At 37.7% G+C, this 14,500-nt stretch carries 16 protein-coding genes; 10 read left to right on the forward strand and 6 right to left on the reverse strand.

Annotated features, from left to right (window positions below):
- Positions 1-29 precede the first annotated feature (29 nt).
- The 5 genes from E4N80_RS07040 (at position 30) to E4N80_RS07060 (ending at position 4,773) form a co-directional block, all read left to right on the forward strand.
- Entirely contained in the window at positions 30-1,403 is a 1,374-nt protein-coding gene (locus E4N80_RS07040; protein ID WP_253698442.1) for a tetratricopeptide repeat protein, read from the forward strand.
- Between the two features lie 10 nt (positions 1,404-1,413).
- Positions 1,414-2,091 carry a metallophosphoesterase gene (locus E4N80_RS07045; protein WP_253698443.1) on the forward strand — a complete coding sequence of 226 codons (678 nt, stop codon included), beginning with the start codon at positions 1,414-1,416 and terminating at the stop codon, positions 2,089-2,091.
- A gap of 73 nt (positions 2,092-2,164) precedes the next feature.
- Positions 2,165-3,850 (forward strand): GAF domain-containing SpoIIE family protein phosphatase, encoded by a 1,686-nt coding sequence (locus E4N80_RS07050; protein WP_253698444.1) that lies wholly within the window; start codon positions 2,165-2,167, stop codon positions 3,848-3,850.
- 25 nt (positions 3,851-3,875) lie between these two features.
- Entirely contained in the window at positions 3,876-4,214 is a 339-nt protein-coding gene (locus tag E4N80_RS07055; protein ID WP_010696721.1) for an anti-sigma factor antagonist, read from the forward strand.
- A gap of 16 nt (positions 4,215-4,230) precedes the next feature.
- Positions 4,231-4,773 (forward strand): ATP-binding protein, encoded by a 543-nt coding sequence (locus tag E4N80_RS07060; protein WP_253698445.1) that lies wholly within the window; start codon positions 4,231-4,233, stop codon positions 4,771-4,773.
- A 13-nt stretch (positions 4,774-4,786) separates the two neighbouring features.
- Here E4N80_RS07060 and E4N80_RS07065 read toward each other — a convergent pair whose 3' ends face one another.
- Positions 4,787-5,608: a hypothetical protein gene (locus E4N80_RS07065; RefSeq protein ID WP_253698446.1), complete on the reverse strand. Its 822-nt coding sequence runs from the start codon at positions 5,606-5,608 to the stop codon at positions 4,787-4,789.
- The gene (locus E4N80_RS07070) at positions 5,589-6,209 is read right to left on the reverse strand and encodes a hypothetical protein (RefSeq protein ID WP_253698447.1); all 621 of its coding nucleotides are present in this window, start codon (positions 6,207-6,209) and stop codon (positions 5,589-5,591) included. The genes E4N80_RS07065 and E4N80_RS07070 overlap by 20 nt, the downstream gene beginning before the upstream one ends.
- A 116-nt stretch (positions 6,210-6,325) precedes the next feature.
- Here E4N80_RS07070 and E4N80_RS07075 point away from each other — a divergent pair, with 116 nt between their 5' ends.
- The 5 genes from E4N80_RS07075 (at position 6,326) to E4N80_RS07095 (ending at position 9,858) form a co-directional block, all read left to right on the forward strand.
- Entirely contained in the window at positions 6,326-7,705 is a 1,380-nt protein-coding gene (locus tag E4N80_RS07075; RefSeq protein WP_253698448.1) for a tyrosine phenol-lyase, read from the forward strand.
- 217 nt (positions 7,706-7,922) lie between these two features.
- Positions 7,923-8,231, forward strand: a complete 309-nt coding sequence (locus E4N80_RS07080; RefSeq protein WP_002677634.1) for a type II toxin-antitoxin system RelE/ParE family toxin — start codon at positions 7,923-7,925, stop codon at positions 8,229-8,231.
- A 9-nt stretch (positions 8,232-8,240) separates the two neighbouring features.
- A complete protein-coding gene (gene nadS, locus E4N80_RS07085) occupies positions 8,241-8,549 on the forward strand; it encodes a NadS family protein (RefSeq protein WP_253698449.1) in 309 nt (102 codons plus the stop codon).
- A 132-nt stretch (positions 8,550-8,681) separates the two neighbouring features.
- Positions 8,682-9,353, forward strand: coding sequence for a TetR/AcrR family transcriptional regulator (locus E4N80_RS07090; RefSeq protein ID WP_253698450.1), 672 nt, complete (start codon positions 8,682-8,684; stop codon positions 9,351-9,353).
- Complete coding sequence (locus tag E4N80_RS07095; RefSeq protein WP_366796819.1) at positions 9,337-9,858, forward strand: SRPBCC family protein; 522 nt, start codon at positions 9,337-9,339, stop codon at positions 9,856-9,858. The genes E4N80_RS07090 and E4N80_RS07095 overlap by 17 nt, the downstream gene beginning before the upstream one ends.
- A 142-nt stretch (positions 9,859-10,000) precedes the next feature.
- Here the strand turns inward: E4N80_RS07095 and E4N80_RS07100 are convergent, their stop codons facing one another.
- From E4N80_RS07100 to E4N80_RS07115, 4 genes are read right to left on the reverse strand one after another with little or no spacing between them, the layout of a single operon-like run.
- Positions 10,001-10,630, reverse strand: a complete 630-nt coding sequence (locus tag E4N80_RS07100; protein ID WP_253698452.1) for an adenylate kinase — start codon at positions 10,628-10,630, stop codon at positions 10,001-10,003.
- Positions 10,631-10,688: 58 nt separating this feature from the next.
- The gene (locus E4N80_RS07105; RefSeq protein ID WP_253698453.1) at positions 10,689-11,918 is read right to left on the reverse strand and encodes a dicarboxylate/amino acid:cation symporter; all 1,230 of its coding nucleotides are present in this window, start codon (positions 11,916-11,918) and stop codon (positions 10,689-10,691) included.
- Positions 11,919-11,956: 38 nt separating this feature from the next.
- Positions 11,957-13,276, reverse strand: a complete 1,320-nt coding sequence (locus E4N80_RS07110) for a leucine-rich repeat domain-containing protein (protein WP_253698454.1) — start codon at positions 13,274-13,276, stop codon at positions 11,957-11,959.
- A gap of 22 nt (positions 13,277-13,298) precedes the next feature.
- Positions 13,299-14,468, reverse strand: a complete 1,170-nt coding sequence (locus tag E4N80_RS07115) for a type III PLP-dependent enzyme (RefSeq protein WP_253698455.1) — start codon at positions 14,466-14,468, stop codon at positions 13,299-13,301.
- Between the last annotated feature and the right edge of the window lie 32 nt (positions 14,469-14,500).

The raw sequence follows: 14,500 nt of genomic DNA on the forward strand, positions 1-14,500 counted from the left end.
TTCCCTCCTAAAAACTATACCATATAGATATGTCTTCATTAACGATTATTTTGATTGCAGCGATAAGTGCAAGCCTCACTTTCCTCATTATTTTTTTGCTAAAATCTGTTCTTTTTCCAAAAAAAAGATCAAGAATCGAAAAAAACTTAAAATCCGGAAAATATGGAGCTGCAATCAAGGATGCAAAATCAATACTCTCAAAAAATCCCAGAGATTCGGAAGCCCGGTATCTTTTGGGCAAGGCATACCTTGCAGACAAAAAAATAGATCTAGCCTTCATCGAGTTTAAAACTCTAAACAAGACAGCAGTATTTAACAATCCGGCAACCGAAATCGAATTCAGAACTATTATAGCAGATTTATATTTAAAATTCCAGCAGCCGGATGAAGCTTTAAAGGAATTTATGCTTTTAAATAAAAAAGATCCGAAAAATCCCAAGCCTTACTTTCAAGCCGGACAAATTTATGAAAATAAAAACAAGTCGGAACAGGCCATAGCTTATTTTCAAAAAGCTATAGAAGTTGATTCACGCTTTGCAGAAGCCTATGCTTCATTAGGTCTTTTACTTTTTAAAGCAAATCAGATACCTGAGGCCGAAAAAGCCATTGCTACAGCCCTAAAATTAGCCCCGGATAACAGTGAAACTCTCTATTACCATGGAAGAATTTTAAAAAGCAAAAAAAACTACGCACAAGCTCTTTCGGCCCTCGAAAAAGCTGCAAGAAAGCAGGAGATAAGGTCAAAATGCTTTTTTGAAAGAGGATGCTGCTATTTGGAAACAAACAGCCTTGAAAAGGCCGAATTCGAATTCACTAGGGCAATAAAATCTTCAAAGCAGCAATCGGCTCCTGAAGTTCTTTATTCGAGATATCTTTTAGCCGATTGTTACGAAAAACAAAGAGACATAGACCAGGCAATAGAGCAATGGGAAGCCATAAGTGCTGTCAATCCTAAATTCAGGAATACGGCTCAAAAACTGGCCGAATATTCAGACCTTCGTACCAACGACCACATGAAAGAATATTTAACCCTCATCAAGGAAGATTTTTTCAAAATGTGCAGAGATATTACCGAGCAGCACTTTGACTATCCCGTTCAAGCCTTAAAAGAAACAAAGATGGGCTGTACAATACTTGCAGTTGAAAAAGGCTCGGAACAATGGCTTAATACAAGAAAAAAGCCCCAACTTCTAATCTTCTCGAGGGATGGACACACCATAACGGAATCCTTTTTACGATCCGTGCATGAAGAGATGAAAAAACAAGCCGTTGTAACCTCTCACATTATAACCTCGGGCAATTTTTCGCCTGATGCGGTAAAGTTTGCAGAAAACAGGCCATTTAACCTTATTGACAGACAAAAACTCGAAAGAATAGTTGAAAAAGTAAAATTTACATTTTAGGGAACGTACAATGAAAAAAATTTTATGTATTTCGGATCAGATAGACCCTGTAATTTACAGCAAAAACATAAAAGAGAAATATGGAGATGTAGATTTTATAATATCGGCAGGGGATCTGCCGGTAGACTACCTTGACTTTGTACAAAACTCCTTAAATAAACCGCTTTATTTTGTTTTCGGAAGCCACCACTTAAAAGCTCTTACTCACTATCATCCCGAAATGGCTGAAAAAACAAAGGATGGAGAGGTAAATATATTTAAAAAGGGAAATACAAAAAAAAGCAATCAGGGAACCTATATAGGTTTTAAAAGCCTTAAGCATGAAAACATTATAATAGCCGGCGTTTCGGGTGCTAAAAAGCACAATGACGGTAAAAATCAGTTTACGGAAAAACAAATGAAGCGAAAGCTTTCAAAAATGATTCCGGCACTGTTTTTAAATAAGCTGAGATACGGGCGTTATTTAGATATCTTAGTAACCCACTGTCCCCCATTGATTGAAGGTGAAAAAGAAGAAAATAAACAAGAAGCTTTTGAGTGTTTTACCAAATTTATAAATTTTTTTAAACCTAAATATCTTATACACGGACAAGTCCATATATATGACCCTCAACAATCCCGCAGCATGAGACATGGAGCAACCGAGATAATTAACGCATACAGCAGACATATTTTGGAGGTAACCTAAAATCTATAAATTGTTACCATTATTTTCAAAATAAATCTTGACGATATTCCCTTTAGATGATAGAATTACTACGATGAAAGAAATTAACTCTCTTGATGTTTATGCATTGATTACTCTTTCGATCTTGAATATTTTATTACTTTTATTTCTCATAAGAATTACGGCTATAAACAAAAAGAAAGCCGGAGAAGTATCAAGGCCGTTTATTTTGTCAACTTATTCTACCCTGGCCTCTGCATTTATAATAAGCATAAGTGCTGCCGCCTCGGTATTTTTTAAAAGCTATATGATTTTAAATATAGGCTTATCGGTTACCCTAGTTGTTTTTACTGTCTATATGGTCTTATCAGAAAAGATATATCTGCAAGACCAAGTAGAAAAACAAAAAAGAGATAAGGCAAATGCAGATTATATTAAAAAATTACAAAACCTCCCCTCTGAAGAATCTTTACGGGCACATAAGCTGATAAACACAGCCCGCCTTTTGCTCCAAAAAACAAACGGATTAATCGTAAGAAAAAAAGATATCTCCTCCGAGATGTTTCCATATATCGCAGAGTCTTTTTTAACGGAATTATCTGCTGATGGGGCTGTAGTCCTCGCAGTACAAAGCTTTGAAGAGGTCCTAGCTGTAAAGGCCTTAGTCGGCACCTTTCCTCCGCCGTATAAATTACCTGATGACCTTGCACGCAAAGAAGACCACGTATTTTCCAACTTTAAATATGCACGGTTTGAGATGGGTGAATCTATATTTACCGAAGTCGCCTCCGAAGGCAAAACAATTCTCATTAAAAATTGGAAAGAAACTACTTTGCTTCCTGACAATGGAAACGAAAAATTTTTACAGCATGGAAGTCTCATATTCTTCCCCTTAATGGTAAACACCATTATAGTGGGTGTGGCGGCAGTATCCCGCAGTCCGGATAAGGTTCCCTTTTCAGAAAATGAAGTCAAGACAGGCGAATTCTTATCGGGTTTTGCAGCAGAAATGATTAACCTTACTTTAAGTATATCCGAGGCTTCCGAACATGCTGAAATTGAAAATATAACCGATACGGTTGCAAAAATTCAAAAAATTCTTTTACCTAAAAACTTAAAAAAAGTTCCCGGCCTTGAAATAGGAGAATATTTTTTACAGGAAAGAGGTATCTGCAGTGACTATTATGACGTAATCGTTCAACAAAAAAGAGTCTTTATCGTCCTTGCAGATGTTGCAGGTAAAAGTATTCAATCTGCAATTATTATGATTATGATTAGGGCCATCCTCTACCTTATAACAAACACCGATCAAAACATGGAATCTATTTTAGACTGGCTCAATAAGGGTATTACCGGCAAGATAGATATAGACCACTTTGCAAGTATTTCTCTTTTATCCTATGAACCCAAAACAAATACGATAGAATTCATAGGCGCAGGTAATCAGGCAATGATGATATGGAACAATGAAAAAAATAAAATCGAACTATTCCAGCAAAAAACGGATCCCATAGGAATAGATGTCCGCTCAACATATAAAAGCATAAAAATTCCTTTGAAAAAAGGTGATGTAGCAGCACTTTATACGGACGGTATGATCGAAACGCTTAATGCTGCAGGAGAGCAGTACGGGACAACAAGACTTGCACAACTAATGGCAGATAATAATTCCCAAAATTCAAAAGATATAGTAAATAAAATAAAAAATGACATGACTTCGTTTATAGGAAAGGCCCAGACTCATGATGATCGCACTTTGCTGATTATTAAGGCTAGGTAATAGAGAGGTTGCTAAGGAGATTGTTATGGAACTAAAAATCCGAAAAAACAAAGAGGTTTACATTATTGACGTAAGCGGTGAAATGGACCTATACAATTCATACAGACTAAAAGAACTTGTTATGAAGATGATAGAACGTCAAATCAAATGTATGATTATAAATCTTGAGGATGTGGACTACATAGATTCTTCAGGAATAGGAGCATTGATTTATATCTGCTCTACCGTAAAAAAGATGAATCTGCGGCTGTTTATAACCAATATTCACGGTTCAGTGAAAAAGGTTATAGAACTGACAAAGCTGATGGGCTACTTTCCCATAACAAACAGTTTGGAAGAAGCATTACAAAAAATGGAAAGCTAAAACGGAGGAGAAGAATATGACAGCAATAAAAGAACTTAAAGTTGATGAAAAAAATCCCTTATTCGATAAAACAGGGATGTTATATAAAGAATTTCCTTCTGATTTCAGGCAAATCAGATATTTTACACTCTTGATAGTACAATCAGCCCCCTTAGAAATAAAGGGAATCAACCTCTTGGAACAGCAAATCAGTGAGATTATTAAAAATGCGGTAAAACACGGAAACAGATGTAATCCGTCCAAAAAAGTCAAGGTATGGTATGAATTCAGCTCTACCCATGCACATTTAATAGTCGAGGATGAAGGAGAAGGCTTTAAAGAAATCGACAAGTGGAACGAATTCAATAGAAAACGCTTGGAGTGTCTGCATAAGCAGGACTTTGCAAACCTTGGAGCCTATGTTTCTTTTAGAACAGCCCGAAGCGATGAATATGACGGAGGAAACGCCCTTTTTGCAGCCCTCGAATATTGGGACGGAGGTTTTATTTTTAACAAGAAAAAAAACGGCGTTGCTATGCTAAAAAAATATCCTCAAAAAAAACACGGTATTTCGCTATAAGATTGGATTAAGACTAAATTTTCGGATATCCGTATTTGCTGGCGTGAGCTTTTTCATGCAAAAAACGTTTATCTTCTTCGTGGATGTTTTTTATTGTAAGGCAAAGAGCTCCACAGCTTTCCCCCGTAGAGTTTAGATTCAGATTGGGAAGGAAAAAAGAAAATATTGACGAGCATTTAACTTTTCGGCGGCCGAACCCTACTTCCATTTGAGCCGAAATTTGAGCCGCAATTTCTTTAGCCTTTTCCTCAATACAAAAAATAAGTATAAATTCCGCATCAATATATAAAAGACATGGGCTAAAATCAGGAGCGCTATGTTTTATTGCTATATCGTAAAGACGATAAAAAAACGCATCAGGGATCTTATCAGCATTTATTTTCATTAAGCCGGAAATCTTTGAGCAAAGACTAAAAAAGACTTCACTATCTTCATCATCTACAACCGGAGGATAGGGAAAGCTAAGAGGAAAATCGCTTGAAATACCGGCTTTTAGTTTAAAACCTCCGGAATTCCACAATGAGATTTGACAGTTTTTAAGCTCATCATTATGTTTATAAAATTTATCGGAGAGTTTAAAAACCGTAATACCCTCTTTTTGTTCGACTCGGCTAAAAAAATAAAGAGGACGTTTTTTATGATTAAAAAAAACCTTTATATCATCGTTTACATCAACTCCATCCGCTTTAAAGAAAATATAATCATCTATAAATTTATAAGAGAAGGAGTCTACTTTTACAAAAGTATTTTTGCATAAGAGGCTTAAAGGAGGTTTTTCTCTGATAAAGGTATCGACAATATACTCATATTCGATTCTATTGAGAGCTTTGTTCATTTTTATCTCCGATAATATCAAAAGAGTCCAAGTACCATTTCCCATCAATAAAAATAATGTAGACCTCAATAATAATATAAAATATTTTATCTTCTCCCCTGATATTGCATTTAAACAGAGTTTTTACCTTTTGATCTGCCTTATTTTCAGGTCTGCCGTAAAAGACAGACACTATGGGCTTAAAAGAATCCAGTCTGTAATTTATAAGATAAGGTAAAAAAGGCTTTTCTTTTGAACAAAGGCTTATATCCGCCTTATTTTCTTTAAATTGTAAACTTAATTTATCCAAAAAATTCAATATGGATTTTTCAATACCGGTATAGTCCAAAACTCCCAGCCCGTCCAAAGAAGGAAATAAGCCTTCTTCTAAATTCATATCTCCATAGGAACTCAAATTCTCCGTTTTTATCTCATCTAAGGTAAAGGGCTCAGCTATAGGAGAGGATGAGATTGTTTCAGATATTGTCCAATCGATCTCTGAAAAATATTTTTTAGCCTCTTCCAATATTGTGGGAAAGGAGATTTCTTCCGCTCGAATTTTATTATAAATACTAAAAAGAAATACAAAACTAAAGATAATCCGGTATTTTTTTAACTTCATACAATATTTATATCACATCTTATACTAACTAGACAATACCTTATCTTTGTGTTATAGTACAGGGGGAAGCTTTCCCTAATATCATTTTCTGTAGAACTAACAGATGGAGGACTTTTATGGATATTAAAAATTATCCTGCAGAACCTTTTAGAATAAAGGTTGTAGAGACTGTTAAGATGATCGATAAGGATCAAAGAGCAAAGGTTGCCAAGGAAGCCGGTTATAACACCTTCCTTATTAACTCGGAAGATGTTTATATCGACCTTCTTACCGACTCGGGAACAAACGCAATGAGCGATAAGCAATGGGGCGGTATGATGATAGGAGATGAAGCCTATGCCGGAAGCCGCAACTTTCATCACTTGGAAGAAACCGTTCAAGATATTTTCGGCTTTAAGCATCTTGTACCGACCCATCAAGGCCGCGGTGCCGAAAACCTTCTTTCAAGAATAGCAATTAAGCCCGGACAGTATGTACCCGGAAACATGTACTTTACCACTACCAGATACCATCAAGAAGCAAACGGCGGTATCTTCGTGGATATCATAAACGATGATGCCCATGATGCAGGCAAAAATGTTCCTTTTAAAGGCGACATCGACTTGAACAAGCTTGAAAAGCTTATAAAAGAAAAGGGAGCCGAAAATATTGCATACGTTTGTTTGGCGGTTACGGTAAACCTTGCAGGCGGTCAGCCCGTTTCTATGAAGAACATGAAAGCTGTCCGTGAGCTTACAAAAAAACACGGCATCAAGGTATTCTACGATGCAACCCGCTGCGTAGAAAACGCCTACTTTATCAAAGAACAAGAAGCCGGTTATGCCGACAAGTCTATCAAAGAAATCGTAAGAGAAATGTTCAGCTATGCAGACGGATGTACCATGAGCGGTAAAAAAGACTGTATCGTAAATATCGGGGGCTTCCTCTGTATGAACGATGAAGAGCTTTTCCAAGCTGCAAAGGAATTCGTTGTTGTATTTGAAGGTATGCCTTCATACGGCGGTATGGCAGGACGCGATATGGAAGCTATGGCTATCGGTCTAAAAGAAGCCCTCCAGTTTGAATATATCGAACACAGAATCAAGCAGGTCCGCTATTTAGGCGACAAGCTCTTGGAAGCCGGAGTTCCTATTATCGAGCCCGTAGGAGGACACGCAGTATTCCTCGATGCAAGACGCTTCTGTCCTCATCTTAAGCAAACCGAATTCCCTGCACAGGCCCTAGCTGCAGAGCTTTATATAGAATCGGGAGTTAGAAGTATGGAACGGGGTATTGTTTCTGCAGGACGAGATCCTAAGACAAGGGAAAACCACGTACCGAAACTTGAAACAGTCCGCTTAACCATTCCGCGCCGTGTTTATACATATAAACACATGGACATTGTAGCAGATGCCGTTATTAAGTTGTACAAACACAAGGAAGTTATAAAAGGATTAAAGTTCGTTTACGAACCTAAACAGCTCCGCTTCTTTACGGCACGCTTTGAACATATCTAAACTCTCAAGGTAAACGAATCACGGTTTTACTTTGACAAAAACTAGGCTGCCATCCAGCCTTTCCGCAAGAAAGGTATTAACAGCCTAGTTTTTTTATATTTACTGCGGCAGGTCTGACTAAATTATAATAATTAACATTTTGAAAATTAATACAACGTTTTTGAGAAAACTTATTAATTATAATTGACATATTTACGCCAGTGGCGTATAATAAGATATGAGAATTATAGAAACGCCTGTTTTCACAAAACAAATAAATAGGCTACTGGACGAAGATACATATAAACAATTTAAAGAATATCTAGTATGTAATCCATTGAAAGGTAAATTGATTAAGGGTGGCGGCGGAATACGAAAAATAAGATGGAGCAAAAAGAATACTGGAAAAAGCGGCGGTATTAGGATTATTTATTTTATAAAAACTGAAACAAAGATATATTTGTTGTTTGCTTATTCAAAAAGTGATGCAGAGAGCATTACAAAAAAACAAATAAATATGTTGGCAAGTTTTATTAAAGGTTTATAAGGAGTTTTTATGTTTAAAAGGAAAAAAATGAGTGATGAGATGTTTACCGAATTACTCCAAAGCGTAAAGGAAGCTGTTTTAATTGAAAAAGGAGAAATTCCCCCCTCCAGAGTTTTTGAAATAGAACCTTTGGATATTGCCAAAATACGCAGTAAGACAAATAAAACACAAGAAGAATTTGCATCTATGCTTAATATCAGTATCGGCACCTTGCGAAACTGGGAGCAAGGCAGGCGTAAACCTGACGGGGCGGCCTTGTCTCTACTTAAAATTGTTTCGGCTAATCCTCAATATGTGGAAAGTGTGCTACAGGGATAAAGGCTTATTCCGGTAAGTCCAGACAATTTTTTTAGGTTAGATTTAACGTGAGGCAATGAAACCCCTTGCATTTTGTAGAACAATGTTCTATAATGTCTGTAGAATATCATTCTATAAAATAAGGAAGTGCCTATGCCTGAAAAAAACGAAAACAGAGAAAGTCGGCAAGAAGACAGAGAAAGTCGACAAAATCAATTGATCGATGCGGCGACAACGCTGTTTTTTTCAAAAGGCTATACAAATACGTCTGTTCGGGATATTTTAGATGAGGCAAACGATAGGACGTCTTCGCCGAGCGTTTTTTATTATTATTTTGAATCGAAGGAAGCAATTTACCGCGCCGTTTTGCGCCGGTACTCCGAGCGCTATGTAAAATCCGTACAGGATGCAATCGACACTCACAAAGACGACGCGCAATCGCTTATGACTCAAGTAACGCGCCTGTTTTTAAAAACGGTAAAAGCCGATGCTCACGGAAAAGAAGCGGCCGCTTCGCCGGACAATCTTTTGTACTCATTAAAACTCAAAGAAGAACTGACACAAAAATTTGTTGAAGTTTGGGAACTGTTTATCCGCTCACTGGATTGGTACAAAGCGGACGCCGAAACGATTCATAAAGCTGCCGTTTTTATTGCCGGCGGCATCGGAGAAATGATGTACGATTTCGGCTATGTTCACGAAAAAAAAGAAGGCAGCGCCCGAAAACTTATGGACTGCATGATTGACTTTTGCGCCGGTGCTTTGAACGCTCCGGCTGCGGAAAAAGAAAAATACAGGAGGATTGTGTATGATAACCTTGCATGAACAGGTTGACATTAGCGCACCGTTCGAAAAACTGTGTGCGTGGGCAGACAATTTTGAAGAGGAATTCGTCAAGTGGAGTCCGTATCATTTGGAATGCGAACTGTACAACGGGAACGTAAATACGGGCAGCAAAGTCCGCTTTTACGAAATCGTTATGGGACTCGACTACGACGTAACCGGCACAATAGTAACGAGCGAACGCGACAACGACCATTTTCGGTTCGTATTTAAAAGCGACAAGGGAACCGCTTTTATCACATTTGAAGGGACGCGCACAAGAGACGGCTGCCGCTTTTCGCACACGGAATCGTTCGGTATAACGACACCCGTCATCGGGCCGATTATGAACTTTTTGCTGTTCAAAATCATCTTCCGTAAAAAATGCAACTGGCAACTCATTCGCGACGATATGATTTTGGACAATAAATACCTGACCGAAATCCTTACCGAAGGCAAGTATCCGGAACGCATTCCCGTTGAACGTTTAAAAGCCGGAGCAAAATAAAAGTCCGCTTTCGGAGTGGGGCGAATTGCCTTGCCGATAAAACATTGCAGTTTTTTCTCCTTTCGGCAATACTTTTTATATCGGAGGATATATGCAAGTATTGGTTATAGGCAGTAACGGCGCTTATTCTAAAAATTTCCCTCTAATGCGGAAATTTTGCTTCAAAAGAAGCCAATACCTTCTCCGATGCAGGGCGGGCATCTATATCTATGATTAAATTCTTTTTAGTATAATAATCGATTAAAGGGGCTGTTTGACTTCGGTAAGTTTCAAGACGCTTTTGGATTGCTTCAATTTTATCATCGGGACGGATAATCAGCTCTCCCGCACATGAATCGCAAATGCCTTCTTTTTTTGGTTTTACGAATTCGATATGAAAACTTTGACCGCATGAGGAACAAACCCGTCTTCCGGAAAGGCGTTTGATAACCTCATCATCGCTTATATCGAAGTTGACAACGGAATCGATTTTTACGATGTCCTCTAAGGCATCAGCCTGAGCGATTGTGCGCGGAAAACCATCGAGGATAAATCCCTTTTTGGTGTCATCTTTTTCCAATCTTTCCTTTACGAGGGCGATTGTGAGGTCATCGCTGACCAATGCCCCGGAATCAATGACAGTCTTAACCTTTTTTCCCAATTCCGTTTGATTCTTGATTGCAGCTCTAAAAAGATCTCCGGTCGAAATATGCGGAATCTTATACGATTTTGAAACCTCAAAAGCAAGGGTTCCCTTTCCTGCGCCCGGCGGGCCCAAAAAAATACAGTTCATTTCTCTCTTCCTTTTTTTTAACAATATTCAATCAAAGCTCTTACATAAAGAAAAGCTCTTATATAAAGAATCTTAAAGTGCGTGTATTAGTCATCTTAGACAAGTGACCGATTATATATGTTCCAACCATGGCGGTTAAGGCATCAATGGCAGCAGCTACCGAACCTATAAAAAAGGCTGCCGGCCGCAAAATTAAAAATCCCGATTCAAAACCTCGTCCGTATATAGCACAAACGGCAACAAGGGAAACATAGGTTCCCGTTATGGGAAAACGGCCTAAAAAGAACGAAAAAAGGGTAGAAATACCGACAAGCCAAAATCTATCTTCAAAACTTATCCCCAGACTGGAATAAGAGTTTAAAATTACAATAAAGCTTATGGTAACAACCATCGCGCTTCCTGCCCTGCCGAAAACCGAAAAAACGGGCAAGGATACCGAAGAAATTCTCCTTCTGACACCCAAGCTCTCGTTTGAATGGCGCAATAAGATAGGCAAGGTTAAATTTGTATCGCCTGAAAAAAAAGCGGCACAAACAGGTGCTATCGAAGCATAGAGCACCTTGTAAGGATTTATATCTCTGCATATTATTTTTAAGATTACAGGATATATGATTAAGGCTATTATAAAAAAGTCAACCAATAGAAGCACAATCAAGCCGGTAAAAAATTTGGTAGAAAGCATAGCTTGAAACTTGATACACCAGTTCACGGATACTGCAATAAGCCCTATTGAAAACATGTCTACAAAAAAGGCCATAACGGCATAAGAAACTCTTGATAATGAATCAAAAAGGGTAAAAACAGGTTTGGAAATATTTTTATCTACAGCACAGGCTGCTCCTGCAAAACCGGCAAAGATACAAAGCGGAAGTATATAAAGACCATCAATCAAGGCTTCAAAGGCACTTGAAGGAAAAAGCCGTAAAAAAGACTCCATCATACCCAAATTTTCGACAGAACTTGTTTCTTCAACAAAGATAGGGATTCTCGGCGGAGAGCTGATAGAGATAGAAATCAAGCCTAAAAGAGCAGCCAAAAGGGATGAAAGAATAATAAACACGGCAATATATATCGAAAGTTTTAATAAGGAACGGCTTTCACGTAATTTAGATATACTTACGGTAAAACCGAAAAATAAAACGGGATATAATGAATAACGGCCGAATTGAATAGCAATATTAGCGGCAAAATCAACAGCTGCATTAAGGAACGCACTATCGGAAGAAGAAATAGCCGCAATTATAATACCTAGAACAGAACCTATAAGATATTTTATCCAAATTTTCATGATTCATTTTACAAAAAGAAAAAGATTCAGTCAATAGACTAAAAAGCTTCTCCCGTTTTTTGAACAAGTGAGTCGATTATACTGCCCATATCTTCAAGACCGTAAAGGGTAAAATAAACTCTCCAGAATTTAAAGGAGGAAGAATTAAGCATTTCTTCGGTAGGCACAAAATTATGGTCAAAGTATTTATCTGTCTTGTATGTTAGATCGGGATTTTTTTCGGCATAAACTACAAGAGTTTTAACATCATATCCGTCACCTGCTATCAAAGAATCAAAGAGCTGCTTCATTGATTTTTCATCAATCTTATTTTCAAAGCAAAAAAGATTTTTTAACTTGCGATTTGAACCTACAACAAGATTCTCTATCTTGTTGCGGTAACAATAAAGCTCTTCAAGATCCTTTAAAGAAGAAAGATCCAAATCCTTTATCTCGTTGGAATCACAATAAAGTTTTTGAAGTTTTGTGTTAAGAGCTATTAAAAGTTTATCGAGATCATTTTTTCCGCAATCCAAAAACTTAAGCTCCTTGTTTTGAAAAAGCGCCAAATCGGTAAGTTTGTTGGCCCTGCAATTAAGCCGATGTAATTTTATATTTTTAGTTAAATCAAGAGTACCTAAACCGGAATTTTCACAATCCAGTTCTTTAAGCTCAATGTTTTTTGTAAGATCAAGAGCTTTTAGGCTTATCGAACTTATATCAAGGCATTCAAGATGACGAAAAACAGAAAAATCCATCTCGTGAATTGTTGTTTTAGCTAAGTTGAGTTTTTTTAAGCCTTTTAACGAAGAAAAGTCAGGCTTATTCATTTTCTTGTTACCTTCAAGAATCAGATTTTCAAGAGCCTTACAATCTAAAAATTCTATATTCTTTAAGCCCGAAAAAGAAATATCCAAGAACTTCAAAGAAGGAGCCTTGATTATTTTAACTCCGCTTAAAATTTCGGCATTATGGATTGTAAGCCCTTTTACATCACCCAAGAGGGCAAGAGAATTTTTTGCTATAAATATTTCGTTTACGGAACCGTCGGCAGGAATTTCCGAAGGAACGGCACCTTCAATTTTGATATTTTTATCGGCTTTAAGGCTTAAATTGATTTTTTTATTTACAGCATCAAATTCAAAAATAATGGAAGCCTCATTTAAGGCTTTTTGATATTGGGCATCAGCCGTTTTCTCCTTATCTTGCTCCGCCTGAAGCCCCTTATCTTTTTTTTCGGAAACAAGTCCGGCCTGAGAGCCGGCCTCAAATTGTTCTTCCTTATTTTCAGCCCCTATTTTTTCTTCCTTTGCGGAACACGAAAAAACAAAAAAACTAAAAATAACCAAAGCCGTAATTTTATATAAGGTCTTTAACATAGCCGGACTCTTTCAATAATATTTACTTCATTATATAGGTTTTAATCGGCGGGAAGCCGTTAAATTCTACAGAAGCATAACTGGATGTATAGGCACCGGTTGTAAGGAAATATACCCTGTCTCCGGGCTTAAGGTTGGTAGGAAGACTGTATTTATAATCTTCATACATAATATCCATACTGTCGCATGTAGGACCGGCCAAAACGACCTCACCCCATTTTTTGCAGCCTTCATCCTTATCGGTAATGATAGGGTATTTTAAGGATTCGTTTAGAGTTTCAATAAGACCGTTAAAAAGACCGGTATCAAGATATACCCATCTAAAGAGGGCTGTGTTGTTTTTGCGCGAAATCATAACAACCTCTGTTACCAAGATACCGCTGTCGCCTACAAGGGAGCGGCCCGGTTCCAAAATAATGCGCGGACGCTCTTCACCGAAATCATCTTCCAAGTAGCGGCTAATTTCGGAAGCATACTCGCTTAGGTCGTTTGCAGGTGTAACATAGGAAGCGGGAAAACCGCCGCCCATGTTTACCATTTCAAGCTTAATTTCTTCTTCTTCTTCCAAAGAGTCCATCAGGTATTTTGTCTTTGCAATGGCATCGTTCCACTGACCGATATCCCGCTGCTGGCTTCCTACGTGGAAAGAAATACCGTAAGGAATAAGGCCCGAATCTCTGGCCTGAATACAAAGGTCATAGGCCATATCGGGATGACAGCCGAATTTTCTTGATAGCGGCCAGTCGGCACTGGTTGTGTTTTCAACAAGAATTCTCACATAAACTCTAGAACCGGGAGCAAGCTGAGCTATATTTTTAAGGTCGTCCTTACTGTCCGTAGCGAACATCCTAACACCCTTTTCATAAAAATAAGCAATATCCTTTGCCTTTTTTATGGTATTTCCGTAACTGAGTCTTTCAGGGCTTACACCTAATTTCAAAACCTTATCAAGTTCATAACGTGAAGCTATGTCGAAACATGAGCCCATCTCGTTTAGCATTGAAATAATTTCTTCATGCGGGTTAGCTTTAATTGCATAAAAAATATCCGCATAGGGAAAATTTTCTCTTAAGTTTTGATAATTTTTTTTGATTGTTTTTAGGTTGACAACAACACAGGGCGTTTCCAGATTTTCTGAAAAACTCATAAAGTGTTTCCACTCAGAATCGCTAATGTAATCTTTTCTATCCATTAGGCCGACCTCCCAGAATATAGTAATAATAA

Source organism: Treponema denticola, assembly GCF_024181605.1.
Lineage (GTDB): Bacteria > Spirochaetota > Spirochaetia > Treponematales > Treponemataceae > Treponema_B > Treponema_B denticola_B.

Bases quoted from the DNA above. Each gene is read 5' to 3' on its own strand.
- E4N80_RS07040 (WP_253698442.1), top strand. From the start codon at position 30: ATGTCTTCATTAACGATTATTTTGATTGCAGCGATAAGTGCAAGCCTC.
- E4N80_RS07045 (WP_253698443.1), top strand. From the start codon at position 1,414: ATGAAAAAAATTTTATGTATTTCGGATCAGATAGACCCTGTAATTTAC.
- E4N80_RS07050 (WP_253698444.1), top strand. From the start codon at position 2,165: ATGAAAGAAATTAACTCTCTTGATGTTTATGCATTGATTACTCTTTCG.
- E4N80_RS07055 (WP_010696721.1), top strand. From the start codon at position 3,876: ATGGAACTAAAAATCCGAAAAAACAAAGAGGTTTACATTATTGACGTA.
- E4N80_RS07060 (WP_253698445.1), top strand. From the start codon at position 4,231: ATGACAGCAATAAAAGAACTTAAAGTTGATGAAAAAAATCCCTTATTC.
- E4N80_RS07065 (WP_253698446.1), bottom strand. From the start codon at position 5,608: ATGAACAAAGCTCTCAATAGAATCGAATATGAGTATATTGTCGATACC.
- E4N80_RS07070 (WP_253698447.1), bottom strand. From the start codon at position 6,209: ATGAAGTTAAAAAAATACCGGATTATCTTTAGTTTTGTATTTCTTTTT.
- E4N80_RS07075 (WP_253698448.1), top strand. From the start codon at position 6,326: ATGGATATTAAAAATTATCCTGCAGAACCTTTTAGAATAAAGGTTGTA.
- E4N80_RS07080 (WP_002677634.1), top strand. From the start codon at position 7,923: ATGAGAATTATAGAAACGCCTGTTTTCACAAAACAAATAAATAGGCTA.
- nadS (WP_253698449.1), top strand. From the start codon at position 8,241: ATGTTTAAAAGGAAAAAAATGAGTGATGAGATGTTTACCGAATTACTC.
- E4N80_RS07090 (WP_253698450.1), top strand. From the start codon at position 8,682: ATGCCTGAAAAAAACGAAAACAGAGAAAGTCGGCAAGAAGACAGAGAA.
- E4N80_RS07095 (WP_366796819.1), top strand. From the start codon at position 9,337: ATGATAACCTTGCATGAACAGGTTGACATTAGCGCACCGTTCGAAAAA.
- E4N80_RS07100 (WP_253698452.1), bottom strand. From the start codon at position 10,630: ATGAACTGTATTTTTTTGGGCCCGCCGGGCGCAGGAAAGGGAACCCTT.
- E4N80_RS07105 (WP_253698453.1), bottom strand. From the start codon at position 11,918: ATGAAAATTTGGATAAAATATCTTATAGGTTCTGTTCTAGGTATTATA.
- E4N80_RS07110 (WP_253698454.1), bottom strand. From the start codon at position 13,276: ATGTTAAAGACCTTATATAAAATTACGGCTTTGGTTATTTTTAGTTTT.
- E4N80_RS07115 (WP_253698455.1), bottom strand. From the start codon at position 14,468: ATGGATAGAAAAGATTACATTAGCGATTCTGAGTGGAAACACTTTATG.